We start from the raw sequence: 16112 nt of genomic DNA, 5'->3' as shown, positions 1-16112 counted from the left end.
GTGTTATATACACTTATTTTTTCATGCTACCAACCATATCTTCTGGACGAACCCAGCTATCAAATTCTTCCGATGTGAGGTAGTTCAGTTTCAGCGCAGATTCTTTCAGCGTTAAGCCTTCTTTATGCGCTTTTTTCGCAATTTCAGCTGCTTTATCGTAGCCAATATGCGTATTTAATGCAGTCACTAGCATTAATGATTCATGAAGTAATTTATTGATACGCTCACGATTTGGTTCAATACCAATTGCACAGTGCTCATTGAAGCTACGCATACCATCAGCCAGTAAACGAACTGATTGTAAGAAGTTATCAATGATCATTGGACGATAAACGTTCAATTCAAAGTTACCTGACGCACCACCAATATTAATAGCAACGTCATTACCCATTACTTGAGCACATAACATTGTTAATGCTTCACACTGTGTTGGGTTAACTTTACCTGGCATGATGGAACTACCTGGCTCATTTTCTGGAATAGCAATTTCGCCAATACCACAACGAGGGCCTGATGCTAACCAACGCACGTCATTAGCAATCTTCATTAATGAAGAAGCCAGACCTTTTAATGCACCATGTGAATGAACTAATGCATCACAAGTTGCTAAGGCTTCAAATTTATTAGGCGCAGTGACAAATGGTTGACCTGATAATTCAGCGATACGTTTAGCCACACGAACAGCATATTCAGGATGAGTATTTAAACCTGTTCCAACGGCTGTACCACCCAGTGCTAATTCGCAAACATGAGGAACAGAGTCATCGATATGTTTGATGTTGTGCTCAAGCATAGCAGCCCAACCAGAGATCTCTTGGCCTAATGTCAGTGGTGTCGCATCTTGCAGGTGAGTACGACCAATTTTAACGATGTCATGGAAAGCTTCTGCTTTCTCTTTGAATACTTTCAGCAGTGATTTTAATTCTGGCAATAAATCCTGACGTAATGCAATAACAGCAGCGACATGCATGGCAGTTGGGAACACATCATTTGAACTTTGACTTTTATTAACATCATCATTCGGATGGATTTTGCGCTCCATGCCACGGATACCACCAAGTATCTCACTACCACGGTTAGCTAACACTTCATTCATATTCATGTTTGATTGAGTGCCAGAACCGGTCTGCCAGATTGCTAATGGGAATTCAGTTGGGTGTTTACCTGCAAGCACTTCATCTGCGGCTGCGATAATTGCATCAGCGCGCTCTTTTGGTAATAAACCTAAATCCATGTTAACACCTGCGGCTGCTTTCTTTGTGATAGCAAGCGCATGGATAAGTGCAACAGGCATTTTCTCAACTGAAATACGGAAGTGTTCAAGAGAACGCTGCGTTTGAGCTCCCCATAACTGGTCAGCTGGTACTTCGATTTGTCCCATTGAGTCTTTTTCAATGCGAGTGGCTGCCATTTCAATCTCCTTAAGTACACAGAATAATTGATTAATTCCGAATCACTTTCTAGTAAATAACTCGGATACCAGTATCATGCCATAAACAGAATAATAAATATGAGAGCTAAAGCGAGCTTATGAAATTTATAACAGAATGAAATCTGTTGATTTTTTGGGGAAAGTACGATTAGCAATCTTATTTTATTGCCAATGTTATTATTTAAGCTTTCATATTTATATCCATACTTATTATGAGCCTTTATTATTCATCATAAATAGAATCACATCACAATTAAATATTGTCTAAATCGAAAAATGAGTAAAAAAGAGAGTTTTAATGATTATTTGAATTATCTTATAAATCATATCCATTTTGCTTTAAACTCATTATGTTAGCGAGTAACTAAGTAAGTTCTGATTGCGATTTTATTCCACTAAATCTATATTTACAGTTAATATAGGTGGCGATGTATATATGTGGATTATCTATATTTAAATTTAGTAAAATTTATCACCAATTTATCGGGTTGTTTAAGGGTTACAAAACAGCCTTTATAACGTACATCGCCAGATGTACACAGAGGATGGACTAGAATTATGAAGAAATCGCTTGTCGCTGTTGGTGTTATCGTCGCACTAGGTGTTGTTTGGACTGGTGCGTCGTGGTACATGGGCAGCAAAATTGAAAGTCGCTTACAGGAAGAAACGAAACTAGCTAATGTCCAATTAGCGCAACTTGCTAAAAATGCACAATTTGGCGCTGATATTAAACTTGAAATTCGTGACTATAAAAAAGGGGTATTCACCTCTAATGCAGACTTTGCTGTCGTGATTTCAAAAGATGCTAGTGAAGTCGTTGAAGACCAGGATAAAAAAGTAGAAGAGATTATCTTCACTACTGATATTGATCACGGCCCATTCCCTCTTTCTGATTTGGCTAAATTTAATTTAGCACCAAAATTAGCGGCCATGAATAATACGTTGGTCAACAATGATACAACTAAAGAATTATTCAAACTGACTAAGGATAAATCTCTTTTTGATATCCATACATCTTTAGCTTTTGATGGTGCAGTATCAGGTGAAGCTAAACTAAATCCTATCGATTTCGCTGAAAACGGTGGCACAGTTAAAACGACACCATTAACAATTGAATTCTCATCAGATAAAACCGCAACCAACTTCACTACCTCTGTAAAAGGTGATCAAGTTGTTGTGACTAAAGATGGCGAAGAAACTTTCACAATTAAAAATATTGCAGGTTCTGTTGCTGGAACTAAAGTTAACAACGATCAATATTTATTTAATGAGCAGTTATTAAGTTTTGCTGAAATTGCACATACCAGTAAAGACAAAGCCTCTGATTTTTCACTGAAAGATTTTTCTCTGACAACCAAAAGTGATATCAAAGATAAGCTCTTTAACATTTCTCAAACTTATTACTTTAAGTCACTGAATGTTGCAGGACTTGAATTTGGTGCAGGTAAATTCGGCTATTCAATTGATAAAGCTGATACTGATGCAATGTTGCTATTAACCAAAGTTTATAACAATTCGTTATTACCTTGGAATAAATACCATTATGGCAACGATGATATTGTAGAAAAAGCCGTTCGTGATGTACTGGAGAAAGGCTTAGTTTTCCGTATCGATGAAGCGTCTTTAACCAATAAAAGCGGTGTAAGTAAACTAAACTTTAACTTAGACTTAAATGCGTTTAACGTTAAAGTATTAGAAAGCCAAGAAAAATCACCAGCAGAATTATTTAACTATCTGTTTAAAAACATCGATTTCAATATTGATTTATCTCTTCCAATGTTAGCTGAGTTCCGTAACACCACTCAATACCTTGATGCAGCTCGTTACCAAGAAACCGCATTAACTGATGAAGAGAAAAAAGAAATTGAAACAGCAACAGCGACTGATATTGAACAGTTAAAAACTGAATTACAGCAAAATATCAATCAAATTTCTCAAGATGAGAAAGATGCATTACCTCTGATGCTACTTGCACAAGATGGTAAAGCATTAAGCCTGAAACTGAACTATGCTGCTGATAAATTTACCATGAATGGTAAAACCTATACTTTTGATGAGTTTATGGATGTTACTCAAGCTCCTCAAATGTTAGGTTTAGCAGCTATGTTATTCGGCATGGGTGCATCATCTTACGATTACGATGATTCTGATTATTCAGAAGAAGGTTATCAAGAAGAGATGACTGAAGATCCAGCGATTATCGAAGAGCAAGAAATCTTAATTCCTGAGCAACAACCAGCACAATAATTAAGTTTCTGTTAAAATAAATAAGTAAATAGAAACACCCCATTTGTCAAAACACAATGGGGTGTTTTTTTCTTCGTATTTTAATTAACAATCACAATCTTTAGCTGGAAGATGACGGTTGCCCCATTCATCTTTACAGCAAGAATCAATGGTTTTATTAATTATTCCTGCAAGTGTATTTACTGTTGAAATAATAGAAGTTAATTGTTCACAAACATGACCACAGTTAGATTTTTTATCATTCGGTTTAGGAATGTTTGGTAGTGTTAAACTATCACAGAGGATCTCTTGTAACACTAGAGAGAAATTCGCAATACCTGTAGTGTAAATATAAGAGCGCCCCCCTGTCTGCTCTGCTAAACGCACATACTCTTTTGTTACACGATCTCTATCAACCACACTTGGGAAACGATCGAGGTTCGTTGCACTATCGTCTGGCGTTCCTTGGTAGGTATATACTTTGACTTTTTCCTGTTGGGCAACGGCAATCGCTTCATCATTTTTTATCTTTGCTGCGTTGGTCAATACACCTCCGCCACCTTCCATACCTTCATCACCCAAAACAAAAACTGCACGACGAGCACCATCACGCCAATCAAAATATTTACTTAAATCAATCACTGCTCGGCATAAATCTTCTTTATTACCCGCATGATCACGTCCATCAGCTTCTTTAAAGGGTTTTCTTGCCTGTAAACGACTTTCGGGTACACCTAATGCTTTTAAGTAGTCACTCGCTGATTGATCAAATTTAGTATCATCCCATGTACCTTCAATACCTAAAAAAGTTACCCGAAGTTTTGATGGGCAATTTTCCAGCGCTTTTTGTATTGCAATATCAATATCTTTACTCAAATCTAACGACTCATCAGCCATTGAACCACTGGTATCAATTACAACAACTAGATCTAATGCAATTGCACCATCACCAGTAACGACTTGCGATCCATAAGTGAGATTATTTGCCGATGAAGGAGGTCGTATTTTAGAAACTAATTGGTGTTGTATTGCATTATTTCTCTTTCCAAGATTTAAATTTGAATTCTCATTCATATTTATACGCCTTAAGTTTTAAACAATTAGGATTTAATTAAAAATAATTATTATGTAAATAATTATTTGCTGTTAAATATATCCATCAAACAGCAATTTATTATGGCGTCAATTTTCTATTCTTTATTCCTTATTTAATAAAAGAGATATATTGTTTTTTATTTTAATGAATAAAATATAAGCATAAATAATTTTTTATATTTATAAAAACATCTCACTATCGTTTACTCAAAAGTATTAGAAATCATAAAATGAGTAACTCATTGGGTAAAGTGATAAGAAAATCAAGATTTAAACTGTTTTTTGCTTAACCTCCACTTTCAAATCTGTCAGAATAATTGATAAGATATTTCAATTATCATGATAACTCTGTTTTCAGCTTAATTTTTAATGTATCAGTTATCTTGATAATACACGTCAATTGCATTGAATATTGTAGCTAATAAATAAACACCTCTCTTTTTCGCTTTCTATTTTTTAACTTAAAATTGAGAAAAAATGGCATTTTTAGTTTTAAAAACAACCAATTTAAGTTTATTTATTAGTGAATAAAATAAAAATCAGTCATAATAATCTGCAACTCATTTATATTTACCCGATTATAAGAAAATCACTATAAACGATAGATTTTCATTATTTCTATTAAAAGGAAAATAACACGTGATTGACACACAGTTGCCTTTAACCGATTTACATCGTCATTTAGATGGTAATATCCGCCCACAAACTATTTTAGATTTAGCAAAACAACACAATATTGCGCTCCCCGCTTATGAATTAGAAGCTTTGCGTCCTCATGTGCAAATTACAAAAAATGAGCCAAGTCTTGTGAGTTTCTTACAAAAATTAGATTGGGGAGTAGCAGTTTTAGCAGACTTAGATGCGTGTCATCGTGTTGCTTATGAAAACGTGGTGGATGTGGTTAATGCGGGTATTGATTACGCTGAACTGCGATTCTCTCCTTATTATATGGCAATGAAGCACCAGTTGCCTGTTGAAGGTGTCGTAGAAGCCATTGTTGATGGTGTACAAAGCGCACTGCAATCACACGATGTAGATATTCGTTTAATCGGTATTTTAAGCCGTACTTTTGGTGAAGATGCTTGCCAACAAGAATTAAATGGATTGTTGAAACATCAAGATAAAATTACTGCGCTCGATTTAGCGGGTGATGAATTAGGTTTTCCGGGTCACTTATTCCAACCTCATTTTAATCGTGCTCGTGACACAGGCTGGGATATTACAGTTCATGCCGGTGAAGCAGCAGGTGCTGAAAGTATCTGGCACGCAATTAAAGAATTAGGCGCAAGTCGTATCGGTCATGGTGTTAAGGCTATTGAAGATCCTCGTTTAATGGATTATCTCGCAGAGCATCAAATTGGTATTGAATCTTGCTTAACCTCAAACATTCAAACCAGCACTATCAATTCACTAGCAGAACATCCTCTAAAAACTTTCTTAGAGCATGGCATTATTGCATCGCTTAATACAGACGATCCTGCTGTTGAAGGCATTGAATTAAAACATGAATATAACGTTGCAGCACCAGCTGCGGGATTAACACTAGAGCAAATTCGCCAAACTCAAATTAATGGTTTAAAAATGGCGTTTATTAGCCAAGCTGAACGTGACGCATTAATTAAAAAAGTAAGCTTACGTTAATATTTAATGCTTTTTTCATCAAAACCATCTGTTAATCAGATGGTTTTTTTATATTCATAAAAAATAGATAGGATCATTAATGACGCTTAGACTAAAATTAATCTTCGTCAGAGATTATTTATCATTAAGGAAGAATTATGTGGAACATTCACCCAACAAGAGGTCATTATAAATTATTAGCTCAATACTTATCGCCGATTGATGCTTCAATTGAAGCAGGACTTCTCCAATCTGAAGGTATTGATGCTATTCTTTTAGATGAAAATATTGTTTGGAACAATCAGGTTTATGCTCAAGCAACCGGAGGTGTAAAACTGCTCGTTAATGATAAAGAATTTGAACAAGCACAAACCATACTTAATGAGCTTTACCAAGGTAAATATAATATTAACGATCAACTAGAACCGATTGATTGTGAATTAGAGACAACGGTAAAAAATAATAAAACAGATTATTTGAACATAGGTTTTGTTTTCTTAATTTACTTTGTGTTAGGTTTACCTCTTCCGTTAAAGTCACAACCTTCTTCATTGCTAGATAAAAAAGAAAACAACAAAGATCATAGTGAATAAAAAAAGCATCGATAAATAATCAAATCGATGCCTTTTTTATATTTGGCTCATAATCAATATTTAAACAATACTATTAATTATCCATCCAACTTAAATATGTTATTTCTTTTCAGCTTCTTTAGCTTGATTAGCGTAGCGCTGTGCTAATACAGCACAAACCATTAATTGGATCTGATGGAATATCATTAATGGTAATAACATTACCCCCACCGTTGCCGCAGGAAATAACACGTTAGCCATTGGTACACCATTTGCTAAACTCTTTTTAGAACCACAAAAAACAATGGTGATCTCATCTTCTTTATTAAAACCAAGCAACCTTGCACTGTACACGTTCACAAAAATGACAATCGCTAATAAAATACAGCTCACTACAGCAATCGTTAGTAACGACCAGCCGTCAATTTTATGCCAGATCCCTTCAACAACCGCTTCACTAAACGCTACATAAACCACCAGCAAAATAGAAGAACGATCTGTTCTATTAACTAATTTCTTATGCTTATCAACCCAACGACCAATTAAAGGGCGAGATAAATGACCAATAATAAAAGGCACCATTAATTGCAGTAAAATCGACTGAATTGCTCCAGCAGTATCAAAATCATCTGCTGAGCCTTGCGTTTGCATTAAAAAACCCACCAGCACCGGTGAAAGAAAAACACCTAGAATGCTCGATGCTGATGCACTACAAATAGCTGCGGCGACATTTCCCCCTGCCACAGAAGTAAAAGCAATGGCGGATTGAACGGTTGCAGGAAGAGCACAAAGGTATAAAAAACCCATATAGACTGTTGGTGACATCCATTCAGGCACAATCACTTGTAATCCTAGCCCCAAAATAGGGAAAAGAATAAAAGTGCTAGCAAATACGGTTAAATGTAATCGCCAATGCCCAAGCCCTGCCAGTATTGCCTCTCTAGAGAGCTTTGCACCATGCAAGAAGAAAAGTAGCGCAATAGCGCCTGTTGTTAGATATTGAAACAGGACTTTAATATCCCCTTGTGCGGGTAGTAGCGTTGCTAGGGTTACCACACAAATCATTATCATGAGAAAAGGATCAAGTTTTAATTTTTGCCACCAAGACATTAGATTTAGCGCTCCCTTTAGCTTATAGCGTAATAGTTTGTTTTAAACGATTTGAAATTTCGCCCGCTTCAATCAAACGCATAATGGCAGTTGCTTGTATTGGCGTAACGGGGTTTTCTTCACCCAATGTAATTGCACGATAAATTTGTTGATAATACGCAGGATAATTACCAGGTAGTGTAGCAAGCGTGGTTGTTTCTAACTCACCGGATGCTGATAATGTTGTTAATTCACCATCTTTATTATCCATTCCCCAATTATAAGTTTGATTAGGAAGATAACCGGCTTTTAAGGCATCTTCTTGAGTATCTAAACCGTATTTAACATAACTGCCTTTTGTTCCATGAATAGCAAAAATAGGTGTTGGAGATGCGACTAGCATAGAAGCATGAAGAATAACTCTAAGATTGTCATATTCTAATAACGCATGAAAGTAATCGGCATTTTTTGCATTAGGACGTAATTGAGCAATATCTGCCGTAATTGCTTTAGGCTCACCAAATAGGCAAACGGCTTGATCAAGAACATGGGGCGCTAAATCATACCAAAGTCCGCCACCAATTCCGGCATCTTCTCGCCAACGTTGACGCACGGTTGGGCGAAAGCGATCAAAATGAGCTTCATAGGCACTAATCTCACCGAGTGTTTTATCTGCTAAAAGTTTTTTAACCGTTAAGAAACCCGAATCCCAACGACGATTATGAAAAACAGAAAGTAGCTTACCGGCATTTGTTGCTTGTTGAGATAATTTTTCTGCTTCTTCCAGTGTTAGTGTAAACGGTTTATCAATAACAACATGTTTACCTTTTTCCAAAGCCTGTGAAGCTAACGAATAGTGAGTATTATTCGGTGTAGGGATAATAATTAAGTCTATTGAAGGATCATTAATAAGTGCTTGAGGATCTGCATAAACCGTGATGTGAGGAAAATCTTGTTTGACTTTATTTTCATCAGAGCTTGAAATTGCACTGAGGTTTAAGCCTTCGGTAGTTGTAATTAAGGGAGCATGAAAGGTTTTACTTGCATAGCCATACCCGATAATCCCAACATTGAGTTTATTTGCCATAACCCTATCCTATTTTTATCTGCTTTTTTATTAATAAAAATCACTTTCACTTTTGTAGCTAAATAAATAATAACAAAGTTTGTGATAATATCTCGTTTAGTTCTATACACACGAGTAGGAATAATTAATTAATGAAATTTGATCTCAAAGCAAACACGCAGAATAACCTTTCAGGAAAGGCGCCTATAACTGGATGGCTACTTGCGCCATTGGCTTATATGATCTTATCAATTATTGGCTCTGGCTTGATGTCTGTTCTCTACGTTCTTAAATATTTTGCGGATTTTTCGATCCTCCACCAGCTTCCTTTTCATTTAATATCAAGTTGGTATCTCTCTGCGTTAACCACGTGGGTGATGTTTGGTTTTACGGTATATCTACTACGCCAGTTTTTTTATCGCGCTAAAAACTTTCCACGTTTATTTATTTTATGGTTACTTATCAACTTACTATTAGCGATCAAAAGCTTTGGCTTTGCGCCTGTAGATGACCAAACAGCGTTAAAATCTCTTCTATGGTCTGTCTTCTCGACTGTCTGCTTTGTGCCTTATATCAAGTACTCTAAACGTGTTCGTGAAACTTTCACACAAGTTCGATAACTTCGTATCTTCACCCTTGATATTATATACGCTTGTTTAGCCTCTTTATTTCAGGAGGCTTTTTGTTTCTCTGTTTAACAATTTTGGCATAACAATGACTGATTACTTGCTTCTATTCGTCGGCACCGTATTGGTGAATAACTTTGTACTCGTCAAATTCCTAGGTTTATGCCCATTTATGGGTGTATCAAAAAAATTAGAAACCGCGATCGGTATGGGATTTGCGACGACCTTTGTTATGACTCTCGCCTCTATTAGTTCATGGCTGATGGATAACTTTATTTTAGTTCCTTTGGACTTACTTTATTTACGCACACTGAGCTTTATTTTAGTTATTGCAGTAGTTGTACAATTCACTGAAATGGTTGTAAGAAAAACAAGCCCGACACTCTATCGTTTGTTGGGGATCTTCTTACCTTTAATTACCACAAACTGTGCTGTCTTAGGCGTTGCGTTATTAAATATCAATCAAGCACACACGTTTATGCAGTCGGCTGTTTATGGTTTTGGTGCAGCAGTAGGTTTTTCTCTTGTGATGGTATTATTTGCCGCCATTAGAGAAAGGTTAGCAGTGGCAAATGTCCCTGCGCCATTTAAAGGTGCATCAATTGGTTTAATTACCGCAGGTTTAATGTCTCTCGCCTTTATGGGTTTTAGTGGTTTGGTGAAACTGTAATGAATTCTTTATGGATAGCAATTGGCGTACTTGGTGCGCTAGGTCTTATCTTTGGGCTAATTTTGGGCTATTCCGCGCGTCGTTTTAAAGTGGAAGAAGATCCTATTGTTGAAAAAATAGATGCTATTTTGCCACAGAGTCAATGTGGGCAATGTGGACATCCTGGTTGTCGCCCTTATGCCGACGCGGTTGCAAACAATGGTGAGATGATTAACCGTTGTGCGCCGGGTGGCGAACAAGTGATGTTAAAAATCGCAGAACTAATGGGTGTTGAACCTCAACCGCTTGATGGTGACGAAGAAGCATTAAATCCCGTTAGAAAAGTCGCCTTAATTGATGAAGATAATTGCATAGGATGTACTAAGTGTATTCAAGCTTGCCCTGTTGATGCCATTGTAGGTGCAACACGCGCAATGCATACAGTTATTGAAGACTTATGTACTGGATGTGACTTATGCGTTCCACCTTGCCCTACTGACTGTATTACCTTAGTGCCAGTCAAAGTAACAACCTCAAATTGGAAATGGGATTTAAATACCATCCCTGTTAAAAATATTCCAGCAGAGCCTGAAGAAACACCTGAAGATGAACCGTCATTAAAGACGGAGGATAACGCTCATGTTTAATCTCTTTTCGTTATTTAAAAAAGATAAAATCTGGGATTTTAAAGGCGGTATTCATCCTCCTGAAATGAAATTACAGTCAAGTCGCACACCAATGCGTATAGCACAATTGCCTGATGAAGTAATTGTCCCTATTCATCAACACTTAGGTGTACCTGGTCAACTTTGTGTTAGCGAGGGTGAACATGTTTTAAAAGGCCAACCTTTGACTAAAGGTGTTGGCAGAACACTCCCTGTTCATGCGTCTATTTCTGGTACTGTCACTGCTATAGAGCCTTTTCCAAGTGCTCACCCTTCGGGATTACCTGAAATTGCCGTAAGAATTCAATCTGACGGTAAAGATGAATGGCGTGAACAGTTCCCGCTCACTGATTACCAATCGCAAAGCAAAGAGACTTTACTCGCTCGTATCCATGAAGCGGGTATTGCTGGATTAGGGGGCGCCGGATTCCCGACTGCTTCAAAATTAAAAGGCGGTGGTGATTTAGTTAACACACTGATTGTCAATGCAGCAGAATGTGAACCTTATATCACAGCGGATGATCGCTTAATGCAAGAGCATGCTGATGAAGTGATTGCTGGTTGTCAGGTATTAATTCACCTTCTCTGTCCTGATGAAGTGTTAATTGGTATTGAAGATAACAAACCTGAAGCTATTGAAGCATTGAAATTGGCATTAAATGCCGTCCCTGATGAGAAACGAATTTTTATTCGTGTCATTCCCACAAAATATCCCTCTGGCGGTGCTAAACAACTGACCAAGATCTTAACAGGTAAAGAAGTGCCATCAGGTGGTCGTTCATCTGATATTGGTGTTTTGATGCAAAACGTGGGTACTGTTGTTGCTATCAAGCGTGCCATTATTGATGATGAGCCTTTAATTGAACGTGTTGTCACGATCACTGGTAATGGTGCCAAAACACCGGGTAACTTCTGGGCACGTTTGGGTACCCCTATTTATTCATTGCTAAAACAAGCGGGATTTGTTGCAGGCTCTGAACAAATGGTGATTATGGGTGGGCCATTAATGGGCTTTACCTTACCTGACTTAAATGCCCCTGTTGTTAAGATAACCAACTGCCTACTTATCCCTTCAGTTGAAGAAATGGATACAGATAATCTTGAAGAGGCGTGTATCCGTTGTGGTCATTGTGTTGATGCTTGCCCTAGTGGTTTATTACCTCAACAACTTTACTGGTTTAGTAAAGGTAAAGAGCATGAGAAAGCACAACAGCATAATTTATTTGATTGTATTGAATGTGGTGCTTGTGCGTTTGTTTGCCCAAGTAATATTCCGTTAGTTCAATACTATCGCCAAGAAAAGGCTGAAATACGTGAAATTGATGCAGAAGCAAAACGAGCAGCTGAAGCTAAAGCGCGTTTTGAAGCCAAAAAATTACGCATGGAGCGTGAAAAACTTGAGCGTGAAGCAAGGCATCAACGTGCGGCGGTTAAACTTGATGATAATGAACATAATGAAGTTCAATCTGCGCTCTCTCGTGTAAAAGAAAAACAGAGTATCGGTAAAATTATTTCTGTGAAAGCAGGTGAAGAGCCAGATAACGCAGCTGCTATCGCCGCACGTAGAAAGCGTAAAGAAGAAGTCAGAGCAAAACAAGCAGCCAAATTAGCACAGCAAAAAGCATTAGAAGCCTCAAATGATAATACAGTAAGTGACAACGAAGATGCTGATCCACGCAAAGCAGCTGTTGCTGCCGCACTGGCTCGTGTGAAAGCGAAAAAAGCACAACAAGCTTCTCAAGCAACACCAGCCGTTGAAGCTCCTGTTGAAAAAGCAGAAGCCGAAGATGTCGATCCACGCAAAGCAGCTGTTGCGGCCGCATTGGCTCGTGTGAAAGCGAAAAAAGCACAGCAAGCTTCTCAAGCAACACCAGCCGTTGAAGCTCCTGTTGAAAAAGCAGAAGCCGAAGATGTCGATCCACGCAAAGCTGCCGTTGCGGCCGCTATTGCCAGAGCGAAAGCCAAAAAAGCACAGCAAGCTTCTCAAACAACACCAGCCGTTGAAGCTCCTGTTGAAAAAGCAGAAGCCGAAGATGTCGATCCACGCAAAGCAGCTGTTGCGGCCGCTATTGCCAGAGCGAAAGCGAAAAAAGCACAGCAAGCTTCTCAAGCAACGCCAGCCGTTGAAGCTCCTGTTGAAAGCGCTGAAGCCGAAGATGTCGATCCACGCAAAGCAGCTGTTGCGGCCGCTATTGCCAGAGTAAAAGCGAAAAAAGAACAGCAAGCTTCTCAAGCAACGCCAGCCGTTGAAGCTCCTGTTGAAAAAGCAGAAGCCGAAGATGTCGATCCACGCAAAGCTGCCGTTGCGGCCGCATTGGCTCGTGTGAAAGCGAAAAAAGCACAACAAGCTTCTCAAGCAACACCAGCCGTTGAAGCTCCTGTTGAAAAAGCAGAAGCCGAAGATGTCGATCCACGCAAAGCTGCCGTTGCGGCCGCTATTGCCAGAGTGAAAGCGAAAAAAGCACAGCAAGCTTCTCAAACAACACCAGCCGCTGAAGCTCCTGTTGAAAAAGCAGAAGCCGAAGATGTCGATCCGCGCAAAGCAGCCGTTGCGGCCGCTATTGCCAGAGTAAAAGCGAAAAAAGAAGCCGAACAACGTCGAGCTAAAGAAGAAGTTACCTTGGATTAATCACAGATGAAATTTAGACCGATACAAAATAACAACAGTAAATTAAAAATTGCGAGTTCCCCTTTTACGCATAATCAACAATCCACCAGCCAAGTTATGCTATGGGTTACATTAGCAGCATTACCGGGGATCATCAGTCAGATCTATTTTTTTGGTTTAGGCACTATTTACCAAATTATATTAGCCATCATCGTTGCGCTTGTGGCTGAAACTGTATGCGTAAAACTCAAAAAAGAAGATCCATTACTTTACCTTAAAGATAATTCCGCACTGCTTACTGGTGTATTGCTCGCAATTAGCATTCCGCCTTTGGCACCATGGTGGATCATTGTTTTAGGTACCTTTGTTGCTGTCGTTATCGCAAAACATATTTATGGCGGTTTAGGGCAAAATCCATTTAACCCCGCAATGGTAGGTTATGTAGTTTTACTTATCTCATTCCCAGTACAAATGACATCGTGGATGCCTCCTGTTGAATTACAAGCAGTCTCTTACAATGTCATGGACAGTTTAAGTATTTTCTTTACAGGTCATACATCATCAGGCTTAACACTTGAAGATTTAAGACGCTCTGTTGATGGCATTACACAAGCTACACCTCTTGATAGTTTTAAAACTGGATTATTAACTCATTCTATTGATGAAGTGTTAGCGACACCTATTTTACAAGGTGAGTTTGCCGGCATTGGATGGCAGTGGGTGAATGTAGCTTATTTAGTAGGTGGATTAGTTCTGCTCTATAAACGCATTATTAGCTGGCATATCCCTGTTGCGATGATCTCAATGTTAGCCTTATGTTCGGTTATTAGTTGGGGGATCGATCCTACTCGTTACTCGCAACCCCTATTACAAATCTTCTCAGGGGCAACAATGTTAGGGGCTTTCTTCATAGCGACTGATCCTGTAAGTGCCTCTACAACCCCTAAAGGTCGTTTAATTTATGCGGGAATGATTGGTTTATTAGTTTGGGTTATCCGTGTTTATGGTGGATATCCAGACGCTGTTGCCTTTTCAGTATTACTTGCCAATATCGCTGTACCTTTAATCGATAGCTATACACGCCCTCGTGTTTATGGGCATTAATGTGCCAAGGAGAAAATGATGATCGATATCTTAAAACGTCATGGGCTAACATTAGCTGTCTTTGCGGCTTGTACAACAGGTTTAACCGCTGTGGTGTACCACTTAACCGCAGATACCATTGCAGAGCAAGTGGCTATAGAAAAACAAAAATTATTGGATCAGGTGATCCCTCAAGCAATGTATGACAATGAACTTTCTAAAGATTGTTATCTACTTACGGCACCGGAATTGGGAAATTCAAAACCTCATAAACTTTATGTCGCACGTTTAGAAGGTAAACCCGTTGCAGCGGCCTTAGAATCTACCGCGCCAGATGGCTATTCAGGTGCAATTGAACTTCTTGTTGGCGCTGACTTTAAAGGCAACGTTCTAGGTGTTCGTGTAACCGCACATAACGAAACTCCTGGTCTGGGTGATAAAATTGAGACACGCATTTCCGATTGGATCACAACACTGAGCCATAAATTCATTTCCAGTGAAAACGATCCACATTGGGCGGTAAAAAAAGATGGTGGCGATTTTGATCAATTTACAGGTGCGACGATCACCCCCCGCGCTGTCGTTAACTCATCAAAACGCACAGCATGGCTAATACAATCATTACCAGAGAAATTAGAAACTCTCTCTGTCTGTGAGGCGAATTAATATGAACTCCATTAAAACGCTCTTTGCTCAAGGGTTATGGACAAACAACTCAGCTCTAGTGCAATTACTTGGTCTATGCCCTTTACTGGCGGTTTCCTCTACAGCAACTAACGCGCTAGGCTTAGGACTTGCGACAACATTAGTGCTATTTTGCACCAATGTGGCAGTTTCAAGTTTACGTCGTTGGGTTCCTTCTGAAATTCGTATCCCAATTTATGTTATGATAATCGCGTCTGTCGTCAGTGCTGTGCAATTACTGATCAACGCATACGCCTATGGTTTATACCAATCGTTGGGGATCTTTATTCCATTAATAGTCACCAACTGTATTGTTATTGGCCGTGCTGAAGCCTTCGCTGCTAAAAATGAAGTATTTCCTTCTGCCATTGATGGTTTAGCAATGGGATTAGGGGCAACAGCCGCACTCTTTGTGTTAGGCGCGATCCGTGAAGTTTTAGGTAACGGAACATTATTTGACGGTGCAGATTTACTGTTAGGTGAATGGGCTCAAGTATTAAGAATCGAAATAGTTCATTTAGATTCCCCCTTCTTACTTGCCATTTTACCGCCAGGTGCTTTTATCGGTTTAGGCTTTATGTTAGCGGGAAAATACCTTATCGATGAAAGACAGAAAAAGCGCAGCGCTTCGATAATGAAAACTTATGAAAAAGAACAAGGCTGTGGTAGTCATATCGTTAAAAATTAATTTGTGAGC

Annotated in this window: 14 protein-coding genes; 10 read left to right on the top strand and 4 right to left on the bottom strand. The window is 38.6% G+C overall.

The features are described 5' to 3' along the window. Positions 1 to 13: 13 nt before the first annotated feature. The gene (gene fumC / locus LG402_RS09250; RefSeq protein WP_166541292.1) at positions 14 to 1411 is read right to left on the bottom strand and encodes a class II fumarate hydratase; all 1398 of its coding nucleotides are present in this window, start codon (positions 1409 to 1411) and stop codon (positions 14 to 16) included. 579 nt (positions 1412 to 1990) lie between these two features. Here fumC and LG402_RS09245 point away from each other — a divergent pair. Further along, entirely contained in the window at positions 1991 to 3679 is a 1689-nt protein-coding gene (locus LG402_RS09245) for a YdgA family protein (protein WP_166541293.1), read from the top strand. Between the two features lie 84 nt (positions 3680 to 3763). Here the strand turns inward: LG402_RS09245 and LG402_RS09240 are convergent, their stop codons facing one another. Then, positions 3764 to 4732 carry a VWA domain-containing protein gene (locus tag LG402_RS09240; protein ID WP_227336831.1) on the bottom strand — a complete coding sequence of 323 codons (969 nt, stop codon included), beginning with the start codon at positions 4730 to 4732 and terminating at the stop codon, positions 3764 to 3766. 660 nt (positions 4733 to 5392) lie between these two features. Between LG402_RS09240 and add the strand changes: the two genes are divergently transcribed. Next, a complete protein-coding gene (gene add, locus LG402_RS09235) occupies positions 5393 to 6394 on the top strand; it encodes an adenosine deaminase (RefSeq protein WP_227336830.1) in 1002 nt (333 codons plus the stop codon). Positions 6395 to 6531: 137 nt separating this feature from the next. After that, a complete protein-coding gene (locus tag LG402_RS09230) occupies positions 6532 to 6966 on the top strand; it encodes a putative signal transducing protein (RefSeq protein WP_227336829.1) in 435 nt (144 codons plus the stop codon). A gap of 99 nt (positions 6967 to 7065) precedes the next feature. Here the strand turns inward: LG402_RS09230 and LG402_RS09225 are convergent, their stop codons facing one another. Together LG402_RS09225 and LG402_RS09220 are read right to left on the bottom strand one after the other, a co-directional pair. Next, positions 7066 to 8055, bottom strand: coding sequence for a bile acid:sodium symporter family protein (locus LG402_RS09225; protein WP_227336828.1), 990 nt, complete (start codon positions 8053 to 8055; stop codon positions 7066 to 7068). A 22-nt stretch (positions 8056 to 8077) separates the two neighbouring features. Then, positions 8078 to 9121: an oxidoreductase gene (locus LG402_RS09220; protein WP_109408308.1), complete on the bottom strand. Its 1044-nt coding sequence runs from the start codon at positions 9119 to 9121 to the stop codon at positions 8078 to 8080. Between the two features lie 131 nt (positions 9122 to 9252). On the opposite strand from LG402_RS09220, the gene LG402_RS09215 reads away from it, so the two are divergent. From LG402_RS09215 to LG402_RS09185, 7 genes are all read left to right on the top strand, one after another. Further along, the gene (locus LG402_RS09215; protein ID WP_109408309.1) at positions 9253 to 9720 is read left to right on the top strand and encodes a DUF2569 domain-containing protein; all 468 of its coding nucleotides are present in this window, start codon (positions 9253 to 9255) and stop codon (positions 9718 to 9720) included. 94 nt (positions 9721 to 9814) lie between these two features. Beyond that, entirely contained in the window at positions 9815 to 10396 is a 582-nt protein-coding gene (gene rsxA, locus LG402_RS09210) for an electron transport complex subunit RsxA (RefSeq protein WP_006536930.1), read from the top strand. Further along, a complete protein-coding gene (rsxB, locus tag LG402_RS09205) occupies positions 10396 to 11022 on the top strand; it encodes an electron transport complex subunit RsxB (protein ID WP_036937055.1) in 627 nt (208 codons plus the stop codon). Before rsxA ends, rsxB begins: the two co-directional genes overlap by 1 nt. After that, complete coding sequence (gene rsxC, locus LG402_RS09200) at positions 11015 to 13669, top strand: electron transport complex subunit RsxC (protein ID WP_227336827.1); 2655 nt, start codon at positions 11015 to 11017, stop codon at positions 13667 to 13669. The genes rsxB and rsxC overlap by 8 nt, the downstream gene beginning before the upstream one ends. Positions 13670 to 13675: 6 nt before the next feature. After that, complete coding sequence (gene rsxD / locus LG402_RS09195) at positions 13676 to 14752, top strand: electron transport complex subunit RsxD (RefSeq protein ID WP_109408770.1); 1077 nt, start codon at positions 13676 to 13678, stop codon at positions 14750 to 14752. An 18-nt stretch (positions 14753 to 14770) separates the two neighbouring features. After that, positions 14771 to 15397 (top strand): electron transport complex subunit RsxG, encoded by a 627-nt coding sequence (rsxG, locus tag LG402_RS09190; RefSeq protein ID WP_227336826.1) that lies wholly within the window; start codon positions 14771 to 14773, stop codon positions 15395 to 15397. A 1-nt stretch (position 15398) separates the two neighbouring features. Beyond that, positions 15399 to 16103: an electron transport complex subunit E gene (locus LG402_RS09185; RefSeq protein WP_166541301.1), complete on the top strand. Its 705-nt coding sequence runs from the start codon at positions 15399 to 15401 to the stop codon at positions 16101 to 16103. Positions 16104 to 16112 lie beyond the last annotated feature (9 nt).

It is taken from the genome of Proteus sp. NMG38-2 (assembly GCF_020640995.1).
GTDB lineage: Bacteria > Pseudomonadota > Gammaproteobacteria > Enterobacterales > Enterobacteriaceae > Proteus.
Note: the sequence above shows the minus strand (reverse complement) of the source record. Positions and strands in the feature narration are given on the sequence as shown.